The 16,220-nt window shown below is 43.9% G+C and carries 17 protein-coding genes; 6 read left to right on the plus strand and 11 right to left on the minus strand.

Annotation, left to right across the window (positions count from 1 at the left end):
* Positions 1-255: 255 nt before the first annotated feature.
* The gene (locus B7P33_RS06005) at positions 256-1,779 is read left to right on the plus strand and encodes a SulP family inorganic anion transporter (protein WP_097441064.1); all 1,524 of its coding nucleotides are present in this window, start codon (positions 256-258) and stop codon (positions 1,777-1,779) included.
* A gap of 258 nt (positions 1,780-2,037) precedes the next feature.
* On the opposite strand, the gene B7P33_RS06010 is transcribed toward B7P33_RS06005, so the two are convergent.
* The 7 genes from B7P33_RS06010 to B7P33_RS06040 all read right to left on the minus strand — a co-directional run bounded on the left by B7P33_RS06010 (position 2,038) and on the right by B7P33_RS06040 (position 10,003).
* A complete protein-coding gene (locus B7P33_RS06010; protein WP_141402395.1) occupies positions 2,038-2,679 on the minus strand; it encodes a hypothetical protein in 642 nt (213 codons plus the stop codon).
* Between the two features lie 547 nt (positions 2,680-3,226).
* Complete coding sequence (locus B7P33_RS06015; RefSeq protein WP_097441066.1) at positions 3,227-3,703, minus strand: c-type cytochrome; 477 nt, start codon at positions 3,701-3,703, stop codon at positions 3,227-3,229.
* Between the two features lie 50 nt (positions 3,704-3,753).
* Positions 3,754-4,701 carry a YheT family hydrolase gene (locus B7P33_RS06020; RefSeq protein ID WP_097441067.1) on the minus strand — a complete coding sequence of 316 codons (948 nt, stop codon included), beginning with the start codon at positions 4,699-4,701 and terminating at the stop codon, positions 3,754-3,756.
* A 10-nt stretch (positions 4,702-4,711) separates the two neighbouring features.
* Positions 4,712-5,683: an NAD(P)H-dependent flavin oxidoreductase gene (locus tag B7P33_RS06025; RefSeq protein WP_097441068.1), complete on the minus strand. Its 972-nt coding sequence runs from the start codon at positions 5,681-5,683 to the stop codon at positions 4,712-4,714.
* A gap of 217 nt (positions 5,684-5,900) precedes the next feature.
* Positions 5,901-6,335 carry a DoxX family membrane protein gene (locus B7P33_RS06030; RefSeq protein ID WP_245871677.1) on the minus strand — a complete coding sequence of 145 codons (435 nt, stop codon included), beginning with the start codon at positions 6,333-6,335 and terminating at the stop codon, positions 5,901-5,903.
* Positions 6,336-6,343: 8 nt separating this feature from the next.
* Positions 6,344-7,768 carry an HmuY family protein gene (locus tag B7P33_RS06035; RefSeq protein WP_172435867.1) on the minus strand — a complete coding sequence of 475 codons (1,425 nt, stop codon included), beginning with the start codon at positions 7,766-7,768 and terminating at the stop codon, positions 6,344-6,346.
* 102 nt (positions 7,769-7,870) lie between these two features.
* Complete coding sequence (locus B7P33_RS06040; protein ID WP_097441071.1) at positions 7,871-10,003, minus strand: TonB-dependent receptor plug domain-containing protein; 2,133 nt, start codon at positions 10,001-10,003, stop codon at positions 7,871-7,873.
* A gap of 103 nt (positions 10,004-10,106) precedes the next feature.
* Between B7P33_RS06040 and B7P33_RS06045 the strand changes: the two genes are divergently transcribed.
* Genes B7P33_RS06045 through B7P33_RS06055 form a run of 3 tightly spaced genes read left to right on the plus strand, consistent with a single transcriptional unit; the run spans position 10,107 to position 11,945 of the window.
* Entirely contained in the window at positions 10,107-11,036 is a 930-nt protein-coding gene (locus B7P33_RS06045; RefSeq protein ID WP_097441072.1) for a DUF6607 family protein, read from the plus strand.
* Positions 11,023-11,580, plus strand: a complete 558-nt coding sequence (locus B7P33_RS06050) for an FMN-binding protein (protein ID WP_141402396.1) — start codon at positions 11,023-11,025, stop codon at positions 11,578-11,580. Before B7P33_RS06045 ends, B7P33_RS06050 begins: the two co-directional genes overlap by 14 nt.
* Positions 11,581-11,588: 8 nt before the next feature.
* The gene (locus B7P33_RS06055; RefSeq protein ID WP_097441074.1) at positions 11,589-11,945 is read left to right on the plus strand and encodes a hypothetical protein; all 357 of its coding nucleotides are present in this window, start codon (positions 11,589-11,591) and stop codon (positions 11,943-11,945) included.
* Between the two features lie 6 nt (positions 11,946-11,951).
* Here the strand turns inward: B7P33_RS06055 and B7P33_RS06060 are convergent, their stop codons facing one another.
* From B7P33_RS06060 to B7P33_RS06070, 3 genes are all read right to left on the minus strand, one after another.
* Complete coding sequence (locus tag B7P33_RS06060) at positions 11,952-12,725, minus strand: UDP-2,3-diacylglucosamine diphosphatase (RefSeq protein WP_097441075.1); 774 nt, start codon at positions 12,723-12,725, stop codon at positions 11,952-11,954.
* A gap of 108 nt (positions 12,726-12,833) precedes the next feature.
* On the minus strand, positions 12,834-13,289 hold the full coding sequence (locus B7P33_RS06065; RefSeq protein ID WP_097441076.1) for a 6-pyruvoyl trahydropterin synthase family protein: 456 nt from the start codon (positions 13,287-13,289) through the stop codon (positions 12,834-12,836).
* Positions 13,290-13,604: 315 nt separating this feature from the next.
* The gene (locus B7P33_RS06070) at positions 13,605-14,081 is read right to left on the minus strand and encodes a DUF4199 domain-containing protein (protein WP_097441077.1); all 477 of its coding nucleotides are present in this window, start codon (positions 14,079-14,081) and stop codon (positions 13,605-13,607) included.
* Positions 14,082-14,224: 143 nt separating this feature from the next.
* Here B7P33_RS06070 and B7P33_RS06075 point away from each other — a divergent pair, with 143 nt between their 5' ends.
* On the plus strand, positions 14,225-14,980 hold the full coding sequence (locus tag B7P33_RS06075) for an SDR family NAD(P)-dependent oxidoreductase (RefSeq protein ID WP_097441078.1): 756 nt from the start codon (positions 14,225-14,227) through the stop codon (positions 14,978-14,980).
* Positions 14,981-15,047: 67 nt separating this feature from the next.
* A complete protein-coding gene (locus B7P33_RS06080) occupies positions 15,048-15,629 on the plus strand; it encodes a TetR/AcrR family transcriptional regulator (RefSeq protein ID WP_172435868.1) in 582 nt (193 codons plus the stop codon).
* Here the strand turns inward: B7P33_RS06080 and B7P33_RS06085 are convergent.
* On the minus strand, positions 15,626-16,144 hold the full coding sequence (locus tag B7P33_RS06085) for a hypothetical protein (RefSeq protein WP_141402397.1): 519 nt from the start codon (positions 16,142-16,144) through the stop codon (positions 15,626-15,628). The genes B7P33_RS06080 and B7P33_RS06085 overlap by 4 nt on opposite strands.
* Between the last annotated feature and the right edge of the window lie 76 nt (positions 16,145-16,220).

Raw genomic sequence — 16,220 nt, forward strand, 5'->3', positions numbered from 1 at the left:
AATACGAAAGAAATTTCGTAAGACTTTTTTGGTTGGTTATTTAGTTAGGGAAAGCTTTGGTCTGTTTGATCAGAGCTTTTCTTTTTGCGGTTAACGCAATGTCTGTTACCGATTTTTAAAGATTTGATTACCCCAAATCGAATTAGATTATCGTATTTTTGCCGCTTTTTAGGGCAAACACCATTTTGCCTTTTTGCTGATAAACAGTTATATACGAACCAGGCTGTAACAAGGCCACATATTTGGAACCGACAGATGAAGAAGTATTTAAACCTTTTCGATCTTAAACAAAAGGTCGACTATAAAACCGAGATCCTATCGGGCTTAACCGTGGCATTGGCCTTGGTACCCGAGGCCATTGCCTTTGCCTTCTTGGCCGGACTCTCGCCCTTGACCGGTTTATATGCCGCCTTCATGATGGGCTTGGTCACCTCGATTTTGGGAGGTAGACCCGGCATGATATCCGGTGCTACGGGCGCCGTGGCCATCGTTATCGTAAGTTTGGCCAAATCGCACGGGGTAGAGTATATTTTTGCCACCGTGGTCTTAGCGGGTATTTTACAGATGGCCGCAGGATTTTTACGCTTGGGTAAACTTATGCGCTTGGTACCCCATCCGGTAATTTTCGGATTCGTAAACGGTTTGGCCATAGTTATTTTTATGGCCCAGTTAGATCAGTTTAAAGATGCCGCCGGAAACTGGATGACCGGTGTACCTTTATTGATAATTTTAGGTTTGGTGTTTTTGACCATGCTGGTCATTTGGGGCCTGCCCAAGTTCAGTAAGACCATTCCGGCATCTTTAGTGGCTATTCTTTTGGTATTCGGTCTGGTGTATGCCTTTGGAATAGATACCCGAACCATAGGCGATATCGCCTCTATAAAAGGAGGTTTCCCGCCTTTCCATATTCCTGATGTACCCCTAAGTCTAGAGACCCTAAAAATCGTATTCCCCTATGCGGCCATAGTGGCCGGGGTTGGGCTTATCGAAAGTCTTTTGACCTTGAACATTGTAGACGAGATTACCGAAACACGAGGTAGGGGAAATAAAGAGGCCGTGGCCCAAGGTATAGCAAATGTACTTTCTGGGGTGTTCTCGGGAATGGGTGGTTGTGCCATGATCGGACAAAGTTTGATCAATATTTCCAATGGTGCCCGAGCCCGTCTTTCAGGGATCGTAGCTTCGGTTATGCTGTTGGTATTTGTAATGTTCGGATCTAGTTTGATCGAACAAGTACCCATGGCTGCCCTAACCGGATTAATGATCATGGTTGCCATCGGCACCTTTGAGTGGGCCAGTTTACGCACCTTTAAGCGTATGCCCAAATCAGATGTGTTGGTCATGGTCTTGGTTACCCTAGTAACGGTATTCTTGCACAATTTGGCCTTGGCCGTTTTGGTTGGGGTTATCATTTCGGCCTTGGTATTCGCATGGGATAATGCCAAACGCATTCGTGCCCGCAAATATGTCGATGATGCCGGTATAAAACATTATGAGATCTATGGTCCTTTATTCTTCGGTTCGGTAACGGTTTTCAACGAAAAGTTCGATGTGCCCAATGACCCCGAAGAGGTAATCATCGATTTTGCCGAAAGTAGGATTGTGGATATGTCGGCCATAGAGGCGGTTAACAAACTTACCGAGCGCTATCAAAAAATAGGAAAGAAGGTACATTTAAAGCATTTGAGCAAAGATTGCCTTACCCTGCTCAAAAATGCCGATGACCTTATCGAGGTAAACGTTTTGGAAGATCCGACCTATAAGGTTGTTGTGGATTAATTCCAAAACCTATTTCATAGGAATCAAAGGTAAATGTAATTTGATGAAAATCAGATAATATTTCTCGGCGAAGCGCTACGTATTCTCTGTGAGCCTTAGGGTTACTTCAGCCTTATAGTGTTACACAGAGTTTCACGGAGTAGCACTGAGAACCAGAGAGGATACAGTTATTGATTCAGCTAAGTACTAAAATCCATTTCATAAAAAAACGTCTCTGGCTAATTAACCAAAGACGTTTTTTTATGGGGGAAATCTCTCTTATTTTTTAATCACTTTATACTGCAATAAGTAATCTACCAAGTTACGGGCATAAAGTTCGGCCCCTTTTCCGGCCTTCATGGGGGTAGTGGTACTTAAGGTAGTACCACCTTTCCAAATGGCAGCCTCTTTTTTATCGGTTACGGTTAGGTCGTACAAGGTTGCCTCAACGGTCATTTCTTGACGGTCGAAAGTATAACTGGGCGAAGTAACCTCGTTATAGGCCCCAAAGATATATCCCCAATAGTCGTAATACCCATAAGTTGGTGAAGGGTAGTCGAAAACGGCTCCGGGCACATGCATTTCGGTACTACGTGGTTTACCGGCAATGACCCCTATGGCACCATCAACGTTCAATTCCTTCAATTTTTTGACCATTTTTTCGGCGGCCCAATCGGCCTTGGTCGCATTCTCTGGTAAGAGATCGGTACCCATAACGGTTTCAATGCCGTGTTTCTTAAAGTCTTTGGCAATTTCCATTTCAGCGGCCCGGCGAACGATATACTCTTTGCTCACGGTAATGATGGCAATCTTATTGAATTTTTTGGCCTCGGCACCTTCTTTGTCCCAAGTATACTCCATGGTTGGGGCACAAGAAGCCAAAAAGGCCACTGTTGCCAATAGGGCGAACACTTTTTTCACACTTTTAATTTTTGGTTACTAGTCTCATTTTAAAATTCCAAGATTCGGGTAATGCAAGATTTCCAAACATAGAATCCTTGAATTAAGGTTATATGCTAAACCCTAACATTTTTAGCCCCATTCAGGAATTAGGCGTAAAGATATTGAACTCTATTGGAATGGATCCTAAAAGAAATGTAAAGGAAAGTCCAAAGCCATCCGAAACTTGATGGCTAAGACGAAAAGAGTATAGAATAAAGAGAAAAGACACTGACAACGAACCTCTTACAATTTTTTCTTTACCGTAGCTTCCTGAATTGAGGGAAAATATCTTTTTCCCTTTCTTGGGAACACGGGTAAACAAAAACATTGTAGACAAATGAATATCATGTTTTTACCATCCATTTTGCAGAACAGGAACATCCCGTCCCGACAGCTGTACGGAAGCTATCGGAATTATGCCTTAACTTCCGGATATTTTTGAGGAAAGCCATAAAAAAAATCCGTAGGTATTTATTCCTACGGATTTTTTAGAATGTAATATGACCTTTAAGGTCGATGGCTTGGCCTAGAAAGTTCTTAAATATTCGGCAATGGCCCTAACATCGTCATCGCTCAGATTCTGGTTGAGCATTACCGCATTGTTATATTCTTTTAGCAGAGCCTTGGCAATAGGGTCTTCTTTAATCATTACATCCGGGTTTTTGATCATATTCATTACCCAGGCCGGACTCCTACGCTCGTACACGCCTTTTAAGGCTGGTCCGATCATTCGTTTATCGGGTAAATGACAGGCCGTGCAAATGGTACTGTATTTGGCCTTACCGGCATCTACCAAAGCTTGGTCAATATCACCGAAGGTTACTTCTTTAAACGGACCCACACCTTGGTTGGCCATGTCTACGGGAACCCCTTCGGAAGCCACTTCTTTTTTAACCTCTTTCTTGGCCTTCTTGATGGCAAAACCTTCCTTTTTCTCTTCTTTCTTCTCCCCACAGCTTACTACAAGCGCTGCCAGGGCCAAAATTGCTACTACCTTTTTCATGCTATTGTTTCGAGTTACATTGAGAAAGGAAAAGTACAAAAAAGGGTGGTCTAAAGGAATTCTTTCACGAATTTTAAGGCCCTGCTTTCGTTATAGGCCATTTTCTTTAAGAAATAATAACCCACATGCCCCCCATATTGCGGAATCTCTAATTTGAGTTGTGGATTGCTTAGGGTTTCCGGGTAACATGCGGCACCCAAAAACGAATCGTTCTTCGCATTGATGATCAAAGTCGGAATGTGCACATGTTCCAATACCGGAAGGCAACTGCATTGGGTGTAATAATCCAGGGCATCCAAAAAACCGTGGGCCTTGCTGGTATACAGTTCATCTACGTCCCATAAAGATTTTATGTCTTGAATATCGCTCAGGGCCAGTTTATCGGGAAATCGTTCTTGTTTGGCCCGTAACTTGGCCACTAATTTTTTCCGGAAATGCCATTCGTACAACCTATTCTTCCGGTGTAGTAGTTGACAAAGTGAATCGTACAAATCACAAGGTACCGAAACCCCGATGACCCCTTTGAGTTCTTTAGGAAGGCTTCGTCCTTCCCCAGAGTAACGTAACACTAGATTTCCGCCAAGGCTAAACCCTTTAAAAAACAGCTGTTTATAACGGTCTTTTTCAAGTACAAACCGCAATACGGCATCCACATCTTCTGTACCTCCGGAATGGTACGAACGAAACAAGCGGTTGGTTTCCCCGGAACAACCACGCAGGTTTACCGAACACACATCGATACCAGCATCAACAAAAACCCGGGCAGCACCTAACATATAGGGGCGTTGAGCATTACCTTCAAGTCCGTGGAACAGTACCACAAGCGTATCGGAAACCGATGGGGCAAAACTCCAATCGAGGTCTAAAAAATCGCCATCGTTAAGTTCCAGGCGTTCCCTTTGTTGCCCTCCAAAGGCTACCTTACGGAAATTGGAGGCAAAAATCGTAGAAAAATGCCCATTGGTAAACGGAAAGGGTGGTTTAAACACCTCGGTCATTAGCTCGAAATCAGGCGTAGGTTTCCAATAATTGGGCTTGGCGTCCTATGGCCGCTTTAAAATCGGATTTTAGTTGTTGGATCAACTCGGTCGTTGGTACGGAATCGTGAATGTTGGTCACCCCTTGTCCGGCACTCCATAAGGTTTTCCAGGCTTTGGCCTCGGTATCGAGTTCCTTGCCGAAATCTACCTTGGTTTCTTTCTTCAAATCTTCTTCACTAATGCCCATGGCCTTCAGGCTTGGCCCTAAAAAATTGGCATGTACCCCTGAGATAGCCGCCGTATATACTATATCGCTGGCACCGGCCTCAATGATCATGTCTTTATAGGCCTCAGGCGCCTTACTTTCTTCGGTATTGATAAAACGGGTACCCATATAGGCCAGATCGGCCCCCATTTGCATAACCGCTGCAATATCTTGTCCGGTACTGATACAGCCGGCCGCCAAAATAGTCTTATCGAAAAACTGGCGTACTTCCGAGATCAAGGCCATTGGATTATGTGTTCCGGCATGTCCGCCAGCCCCGGCGGACACCAAAATAAGTCCGTCTACCCCAGCTTCGGCTGCTTTTTCGGCATGGCGTTTTTTAATAATATCATGAAAAACCAAGCCTCCATAACTATGAATGGCATCGACTACCATAGATACGGCCCCCAAAGAAGTGATTACCAAAGGTACTTGATGTTTTATGCAAAGTTTTACGTCGGCCTCTAAGCGCGGATTGGTCGGGTGCACAATCAGGTTAACCCCAAAAGGTGCCGCTTTCTTTCCGGTTTCCTTTTCAAAATCGGCCAAGGCGGTTTTGATTTCGACCAACCATTCTTCAAAACCTTCACTGGTGCGTTGGTTTAAGGCCGGAAAAGTACCCACGATACCATTTTTACAACATTCGATGACCAATTGAGGTCCGGAAATCAAAAACATGGGTGCGGCAACGGCCGGCAAACTCAAGCGATCGGTAAAAGAAGCGGGTATGGGCATAATATGCGGTTTAGGGTTTTCCCAAAGATAGGAAATCCGAAATTATTATGCATGCATAGGAAGGTTGTGGTTTCAAAGTTACACAATCCTTTATTAAATGCCGATTATCGGTAAACACAAAGGTCTGGCACCACACCAGACCTTTGATCTCAACGTAAACTAACGCAACGAAAGGTTTCAGGAACCTTATGTTGTCCACCCTTTTATTAGGGTTCTATTAGATAGGCAACCATAGGAGTTGCTTCCATTTTTCCTTTTCTTTTAGTACCAAAGCGATGTTGATCAAGAACAAGGCTCCGGTTTGAATCAGTTCGCCCACTTCATCGGCTTCGAGGAATAGGTGGAACAAAAAGATATGCAAGGTTATCGGTAAGAGGAAAACCGCGCCAATGAATCCGGGCTTTTGCAGCACCAATAACAGTCCGAACAACAACTCACAGATACCCAATACCTGCCAGAAATATCCGGTTTGTTTAGATCCGGAGATATATAGGATCTTTTGTAAGGTTTCCTCTTTTTCCGGTGCCTTGAACTGTTCCGCCTTTTCTACCACCTCAACCGGGGTAGGTATGGGTTTTTGGAATTTTTGGACCCCTCCGTAGAGCATCATGCCCCCAAGGATCAAACGTAAAACGATATATACGATACGCATCATACCAGTTATTGTAATAATTCGAATTCAAAGGCAGGATTACCACGTACCCCATCGGCATCGGTTAATGCGGTAAAGCGAATCTTATAGAGGTTTTCGTCGGTATCTTTCAATACAAAGAATACCTCATCTTTAATGGATGGCAAGGTACCAGGGCCACCACCATTTCTCCAGGCACTACCAATAGCCCTTTGATCCACATCAAAAGAAGCATCGACTACATCGGCACGTACAAAATCGGCATAGGCTTTTTCAGAGGTCTCCACCTTATAGGCACTAACACCGCCCAATCGGTTGGTGGCAATGAAATCGGCATACCCATATGATCCGTATCCGGGAATCTCATTGGTAAACACGGTAAAATTCATATCCCATTTTACGGGGCGAACATCATCAACGATCTGGCTCGTAAAACTTACAAATCTAAAATCGCCGCTATCGCTGTTTTTGGCAATGGAAATTTCATCGAAGTTATCGGTCACATCCAAATCGGCGTATTGTAATCGGTACCCATTATCGGATCTAAGAATCTTGATTTTCTTCCAACCCCTGGGGTCGTCGCTGATATCAACAGAGCCCACGTTCGGGGATTCGGTACCTATGGCACTTCCTAAATTGACCAGATACACTTTATTGTCATCGTCATTGGCCGCAATTTGGGCTATTGCCGTTTTGGAAAGGTCGCCATCTACACCATCTACATACTTTATATTATCGGCCTGAAAAGTCCCTACGGCCACCAAAGGTTTTAAATCGGCCACGGTGGCTTCGGTAACGGCGGCCAAATTGGTTTCTTCCAATTGGGCTACGGCCATAAACAAAGAACCGTTGATAATTACCCTATGGTCGTCACCCATATAAAACCCTAGTTCCCATGCATCGCGTTTACTGGCTTTTTGGGTAAGGGAACTTAAATCGACAAACACCTGATTGGGTTCGTTAGGCCCACCAACCTCGGGTGAAATTGAACCTGCCGTGGCAGCAGATGCGGCAAAATCTACCTTGGTACTGGTATTGCCCTGGATCTTGGCATCGGCCACACTCACTTGGGTAATGGTAAAGTTTACAGATTTTTCGGCACCACCCTCAATAGCATTACGTAACTTATTAAAGGTAAACGAGGTTTGGGTCTCACCAGTAGAAAAAGGTACCGTTATACTGCCATTTGAGGCAGCTGGGTCGGTGGTATAATCTTTATCGGTACCATACTCGGTATTGCTATCGGTATATGAAATGGTAAGGGTCCCATTTTCACGGGCGGCAACCGAGAATACAATATTCACAGGTTTTTCGGTCTCTTCGGCCCCAAAACTTAAAGAAGGGTTTTCGAAGGCCACCACAAAATCGGCCAACGGGGCATTGTCGTCGCTACTACAACCCATGGTCAATAGCGCAACAATAATTAAGGTAAAATAGTATTTCATGAATTTCATAGGTAATAATTTAGTTGTCCCTGAAATAGGCTTCATACAAAAACTGCCGACGATAACTTAAAGGCCATCTTTATACATGCGCCCCATTCAGGATTCACAGTATCAATCAATATTTAGGTTATATAATAGTTTTACGAAATAAGAGCGGCCATACCCCAGTAAGAGGCTGTTTATGTTGGTACCGTGAATGGCACCACCCGAGGCCGAGCCATAGTTTACCCGGGTAACGTCCAATAAGTTTCGGGCCCCAAGGGTAAGCTGCAGTCTGTTATCTAAAAAGGATTTTTGTAAAGAGGCATCCATCCAGCCATAGCCATCCAATTTATTGCGTACAAAACGCTCGGCATCATTGGGGTCTTGGGCAAACTGATATTCGGGGCCATTGTATTTATAAAACAACGAGCCCATTACATCTATCTTTGGTATACGATACCCCAAGCTGGCATTTAGCTGAAAAGCATAAAGGTAATCGTCGTTATAGCTCACCTGGGAGTTCAGCACTTTGGAGGTGGCACTCAAGCCCAAGCCCAATTCTGCCTGAAAACGGTTTTGTTGATAGCGGTTGGTCCAGTTTACCCCCCAATTGGTGTATTCATCTATATTGTTGTATTTGTAGGCCAAGGGCGATGGATTGACCACGATCAATTCGATACGATCTTTAACTGTAAGATATCGGGCAGAGAATTTGGTACGCCACGACCAATCTTGGGTTGTACCGTTAAAAGTTTTCTTCAGATGAAGCATGGCCGATCTTCCTTTTTCCGGGCTGAGATCGGGATTACCCCTAAGATCGTGGTTTATGTCTACAAAATAGGAAAACAGTTCGTCGTAATTCGGGTTTCTTGGTGAATTACCTAACACTGCCCTAAGCTGATAGCCCTGACCTAGCTGATATAGGGCGCTTAGCGAATAGGCCATTTGAAAATCGAATTGAGATGCGAACATAGCCCGGATGCCCGGACGCAAAGCGAATCGATTCCCGAGTTTGAACTCTGCAGAACTGAAAAAGTCATAACCCGTTAGACTGCGATCTACCGCTTCTTGGAAACTGCCGGCAAATGGCGACGAATAGCCATTGATATGGTTTATCTCATACCCCAATTGTAATCCAAAACCAGAGTCGGCAAAAGATTTTGAAAGGGTACCCCGAGAAAAAAGGGCATCTCGAGATTCATATTCTTGGTCGGCCTGTACATCTTTTTGGCCCGTATTGATGTAATAGGTATACGCCTCAATATTTCTTTTCTGTTCTTGGTAAGACAAGGAAAGATAGTAATCAAATTTCTTTACCAATTTACCATTGGCATTTAGGTTATGTACCCATCGGTTCGTGGTAAAAACTTCGTCGCTAGCGGTAGGATTGGTGGTCTGCGTAGCCGGATTGTAATTCGTACGTACCACCGAGTCGTAACGCGAAACCCTTTCATCGAAATACTCAAACTTGTAAAAGGCTTGAAAATCGCCCTTTCTATATCGTAGCAATCCTTTGGCCGAGTTTTGCAATTTTGGCAGCCATTCGTGCCCTCGTAGCCCGTCATTTTCAGGCCAGTCCTCGCCCTTTCTTCCGTTGTAATGACCCGCAAAATCGTTACGGGTATACCCAGCACTCGCATACCAAGCATCAGATATATTATGGGAAATGTTTAAGCTTTGAATATGCCTTCCTTCATCGAACCAAGCATATTCATCACTTACGGTTTCTTCTTGAAGATAAGGGGTGATTTTCCACGTATAACGACTATCCTTTTTGGTAATTATATTGATAATTCCGGTTACCGCATTGGATCCATACTGCACCCCCATGGAACCTTCTACGATCTCTACCCGTTCGATCTCATCCAAATTGATTTGGGTCAGGTCGGTATTGTTGCCCAGGCCTTCATCGTTGATTAAGGGAATATTATCTACCAATACTTTAAAATACTGACTGTCCAATCCGAACAAACGCACCCCACTTTTACCGGTAGTGGCACTGGGTCGTACACTAATGTTAAGGTTCTGGTTCAAGACATCGGCCAGGTTGTTTCCGGCCATTCGGGCAATTTTTGGCCTCCCGATTACCTCGACTTCAAATACCGATTTATCGACACTGGTACGTGAAATCTGTCCGGTGACCACCACTTCATCCAATTCCTGCATGTCTAGACTATCTTTTTGAGCACCCTGTTGCTGGGCCCGTAAACCCATGGATATCAACAAGAAAAAGAAAGTTCTAACCTGACAACTTAGACCCATTCTAAATAATTTTGAGGCAAATATATATTTTATTTGGATCCAGTCTAAATTAATTTAATATTTTTGCCCTGACGATAACGCAAACTATTCAACTATTTACACCATGAAAAAAAGCATGAACACCTTATTACTCGGCCTGGTATTTTTTAGCCTTCAGGCACAGACCGACAAAAAGGCACAAGACATTCAGTCTATAAAAGATATGTGTGGCTGTTACAAGGTCAATTTTAAGTACACCGAGACCTTTGCCCCCGAAATAGATTATGAAAAACATATGGATTATACCTCTGGTGCCTTGGAATGGGCCGAACTTATCGAGGACAAATCCGGTAAACTATCCATTCAACACCTATTGGTCATCAACGACACTATGGTGATCAAACACTGGCGTCAAGATTGGTTATACGAAAACCAAGATGTGTTTTACTATGACAAAGACAACCAGTGGCGCTTTAAAACCCTGCCGAAAGATGCCGTAAAAGGGCAATGGACACAAAAGGTGTATCAGGTAGACGATAGTCCCCGCTATTCGGGATCGGCCACTTGGATCCATGCCGATGGCAAGCACTATTGGGAAAACAAGACCGATTCGCCCCTACCGCGCCGTGAATACTCTAAGCGCAGCGATTATAACGTAATGCAGCGCGGTAACCGCCAAGAAATTACCGATTATGGTTGGGTACACGAACAGGATAACGATAAAGTAATTCGCGAAGATGGGGCCAAAGATGTGCTTTTAGCCCAAGAAAAAGGCTACAATACCTATGTAAAAGTAGACGATGCCCAATGTAAGGCTGCCCAAAACTGGTGGAAGGAAAACCAAAAATTCTGGGCCAAAGTCCGAAAGTCTTGGGATAAGATCTACGACCGCGACACCCCATTGAAATTGGCCAAAAGCATAGATAAAAAACCCTTGTTCATGCATATGTACCCCGTAGAAAAGGCCAATGGGGGCAAAAAAGAGATTATGGCGGTTTTAGAGAAATTCATTGAGACCGAAAACAATAAAACTGCCCCTAGTGAAGGCAAATAAGTATACATGCTTCCCTTGGAGGGCGGCCGTAATGACAGCGGCTGCCTTCCTTTTTTTAACGGCCTGGAAAACCAGCCCGAAATTGGAGGCCAAGATCAAATCGGCCATAGAACGGGCCTATACCCTAACCGAATGGGAACAAAGCACTATAGCGGTGACCATTCCCATGGAGAGCCCGCTCGATTTTAGCAACGACCGTTTGTTCGCCATAAAAAAGGATGGTAACCTTGTGGGCTATGGCTATTTAGGAGAAGCCAATAGTATGAAACGTACTTTCGATTATTTGGTGCTGTTTAACCCCGATTTAAGTGTACGTAAATCGAAAGTATTGATCTATAGGGAAGAACACGGCCGACAGATCGGGAGTCAACGCTGGTTAAAACAATTTATCGGACTCACCCCGGGTACTTCCCTGACCTATGGTTCGGATATAGATGCCATTTCCGGGGCCACCATTTCGGCCAAGAGTATGACCGTTGCTATGGATCAAGTATTAGCTGCCATGGCGGAACTAGAACAAAAAGGGATATTTAAAGCGCAATAAGAGCAGCGGTGAAAGACGTAAACACCCTATACCATAACGATTTTGGCATTGCCTTTCGCTGGAAAAACATTCCGGAGAAATCGCATATGGTACAACTGGTTTTTCGCGACACCGGATTTTTACTCGACAAAAAACGTATTCAAAAGTTCGCCAACCAGATCCATAAATCCATGGGCAGTCAAAAGAGTGCATGCGGCCAGTGCGATTTAAACCGCAGTTGCCGTTCTTTATTGTTGGAAACCCCTATGGAGCATTTGACCATGGCCATAAGCCTCGATGAGCTCGATCAACTGAACGATTTGGTACAAGGTACCCTCTTTCAATTGGAATTGGATCAATACCTCGATCAGCTGAGCCTTAACTAAGGTATTCTATTCTGGCTTGGGGTGGTGTACTAGCCCTAATCTTTCTCCATCGAATGCGGCATAGGTATAATGGTTGATCCAATCGCCTAGATTCACGTAGGTAGACTGTTTGCCCAAATCTATTTCCATGGGCAAATGACGGTGGCCGAACACAAAGTAATCGTAATGGGCATGCTCTAACTTACGTTTGGCGTATTGCACCAACCATTCTTTGTCTTCCCCCAAAAAATGGATATCGTCATCGCCTGAGATCATTTTGTTCTTTACCGAAAGGTGCTGGGCCAATCGTACCCCAATATCGGGGTGCAGCCAACGGAACAACCATTTCGACAAGGGGTGTACGAACACTTTTTTCATGCGTTTAAACCCTTCGTCGTGCGGGCCCAGTCCATCGCCATGGCCAACAAAAAAGGTTTTGCCTTGGGCGCGGAACTGCTGGGGTTTGTGAAAGACCGGAATACCGAGTTCCTCCTCAAAATAACCATCCATCCAAAGATCATGGTTGCCTACGAAAAAGAAAATGGGCAAACCCGCATCGGCCATTTGGGCCAAGGTGCCCAGGGTACGTGTAAAGCCTTTTGGGACCACGGTTTTATAATCGAACCAAAAATCGAAAAGATCCCCCACGATAAAAAGGGCCGCGGCATCTTTTTGGATCTGCTGCAACCAAGACACGAAATATAACTCCCGTTTTTTACTGGCTTCTTGGGTAGGCGCCCCTAAATGATGGTCGCTTATAAAGTAAATCTTCTTTCCTTTGGGCAGGTCGAGGTCTCGCATAGGGTAAATGTACTACCAATTGAACAAAATTCCGCAATATCCGATTCTAAGGGGTTTAGACTTTAGAGGTCGGAATCCATGGAACAACGATAAAAAAGTTCTGTTTTTCTAACCTAAGTTGTCACTGGCAAACCATTCGGCATACGAACTATCGGTTTCTTGTAGCCTTAGGCTGAACAATTGGATGTTTTCGGGTAATCGTTTGGCTATTTTTTGGGCAAAATCAATCACCATATTCTCTGAGGTAGGTTGGTAATCGGCCAAAATAACCTGATGCCCACGTTGCTGAAGCTCTTGGGCCAGTTCAATATGCGGCGTATGTTTGTTAAAGACCGTGGCATGATCGAACACATCTACCACTTCTTCCTTCACGATTTTTTTTAGATCGCCAAAATCGATGACCATACCCAGTTTTACATGCTGGGTATCAGAAATGGGTGTACCGATTACGGTTACCGAAAGTTTATAGGAATGCCCATGTACATTACGGCATTTACCATCGTAGCCATATAAGGCATGTCCGGTTTCAAAACTAAATTGTTTGGTAATTCGAATGCGATCCATGACACTGGTTTAGGGGACAAAGATACCATCAATTTCAATGTGGTCGAGGTTCTTCTACTACAATGAATGCTATATAGGTTAGAGCCTTTATGAAAGAGGGGATTTTACAATCCTTCTACACAACCTTTTTATGCCATAAAGCCCTAAAGGAATGCAGTCTAACTATCTTTTAAACTTACGTCTCGTACGTACACGGTTTATAAAGTATATCACTACTACGAATAGCGCCAAGATAGGAAACACCAAATCTCCATTTAAAAAAGAAAGTACATCCATTACTTAAGAATTTTCCTTCTAACGCTAAGTCGTAAGGGTTTATTGTTTCTTAACAAACAGGGCCACCACGGCCCCGGTTACCATGCCCATGCACAGTCCGCCCAAACCAGCTTGGATCATATAACTGTTCAGGTTAAAATAGGCCTCGGCGTTTTCTTTGGTGGTTTTTCCGTTCTCAAGTGCCATTTGAATGCCATTGTCGAAATAGTCGGGTGAAATATAGGTGTGTATTATGTATTGTACCAGCGGACTAAGGATAGCGATTAAAACCGATAAGATGATCCCACTGACAAAGCCCTGCTTCCATTCCATTTTACCGCCCAAATCGGTTTCACGTTTATCGCGTAGGGCAAAAAAGTAAACGATTAAGGCCGGTATTCCGAACCACAGGGTATTTAGGGCATGTTTGGCTATTTTTTCATCGTGCCAGCCCCATGTTTTCTCCAAGTACATCCACCCCAACATAACCACGGAAAAAATCAAAGACCATTTAAACTCCGTCCTAAAATTCTTCATATACTTTATTTACCCTTCAAAAGTACTAAATGTGTCCTAACCTAAAGAAAACAACTGTGGAAGTAGGTCTTAGATTTTATTTGGAATGTTCGTTCTGTTATTTGTATTTTTGTTTCAGAACATTCATTCCAAAACAAAACATCATGAAAGCATCAGACAAAAAAGTAGCCGTAATAACAGGAGGAAATAGTGGAATAGGTTATGCCACGGCCAAGCTTTTAAAAGAAGAAGGGACCCAAGTGATCATAAGCGGCCGAAATGCCGAAAAAGTGGAAAAAGCGGCCCAAGAACTAGGTATAGTCGGTATTACCGCCGATGTATCAAAGCTATCGGACATCGATGCCTTGGTCCGTAAGGTTGAAAACACCTATTCAGGAATTGACCTACTCTTTGTAAATGCAGGTGTCTTTACACCTACACCGATCGGGGGATTGACGGAAAAGCTGTTCCAGACCCATATGGATATCAATTTTAGAGGCGCGGTTTTTACCATTGAAAAGTTTCTGCCGTTGCTCAACACAGGGGCGAGCATAATTAACGTGTCCTCGATCAGTGCCTACACCGGCATTCCCAACCTAGGTATTTATGCCGCGACCAAAGCTGCCTTAAATTCGTATACCCGAACCGCAGCTATAGAATTAGCGCCACGGAACATTCGGGTTAACGCCATAAGTCCTGGGCCAATTTCTACTCCCATTTACGAAAAAACCGGTATGAGTGAAGAACAGATAGAAGGTATGGCCCAGAACATGGGGGCACAGGTTCCCTTAAAACGTTTCGGGTCTCCGGAAGATGTAGCTCATTTGGTCAGTTTCCTTGCCTCTGACAAAGCCAGTTTCATTACCGGAAGTGAATATATTATCGATGGCGGAATACATATTAATACGGTATTGTCCTAAATCGGAAAGTGGATTTTGGAACGTAAGTTCCGTTTGGTTACTTTTGGGGGCAAAAGCCCCCTTTTTTATGCCTAGGGTTAAACAATTCCGCAAAGAAGATGTACTCGATAAAGCTATTTCCCTGTTTTGGAAACAAGGATTCCACGCCACCTCCGTTCAGGAATTGGTCACGCATTTAGGCATCAATAGGGCCAGCTTGTACAATACTTTTGGCGATAAGGAACAACTATTTATCCAAGCCTTGGATCGGTATAGGGAAAAGAACCTGGCCCGAATAAGGACCATATTGTTTTCCCATGGCGATATTCGGAAAGGATTTAAATCGTTTTTTGAACGAACCCTAAAATCCGCTTTGTCACATTCCGAGGCCAAAGGATGTTTTATCGTAAACAGTAGTACGGAACTATTGCCCGGAAACGAAGCTATGCAATCTTTCTTTCAACGGAATAAATCGGACTTTGAGGCCTTATTCCTTGAATATTTGGAAAAAGGGGAAGCTGAGGGGCAATTCGGTTCAGGTAAAGATCTAACCGCTTTGGCCGCATTACTGTTTACCCTTCAAAACGGAATTCAGGTAGTGGGTAAAGTGACTGAAGACGAGGCGGCACTTATGCAAAATGTACATACCACATTGGACTTACTTGACTAGGGTTTACGCTCAACCCATTGGGCCAGACGCTGATAATTGGTCAGTATCAGAAAACCGAACAAACTGGCCAAACCACTTATGGCCATAGTCCTATATTCGAATACTTCCTCATCTATAAAAACGGTGTCGTTCTCAAAATAAGTTGGTGCCACGGACTGCTTAAAGGCATCGTAGCATTCGTATAAAAAAGTAGGCAGGTTGTTCACCAACAAAAGTCCGCCCACAATCAGCAAGGCAATGTAGAGCCCTTTGCGTTTATCCAATCCGCCCAGGTCAATATGCTGCTCATCAAAACCTTTTTCCAGTCGCAACCAGCGTATGATACGGTCGGTCTGGAACAATAACACATAGGTAATACCCAGCAATAACAAGACAAACACCGTGTTCAACACCATGCCCATCGTAAAGAAACCATGGGTATACCTAAAAACAGGGATTAAGGTAAAAAGACCTTCAATGGCACAGAACAGGCCCATGGTCTTGATAAGGATACGGAACAAATCGGTTTTGGTCATAGTGTTGGTCATGAAGGTACTACTACCTATGAAACTAACGATTAATTCACAGAAAGCATATAAAAAACCCGGAAAA

It is taken from the genome of Sediminicola luteus (genome assembly GCF_002514735.1).
Classification (GTDB): Bacteria; Bacteroidota; Bacteroidia; order Flavobacteriales; family Flavobacteriaceae; genus HQA918.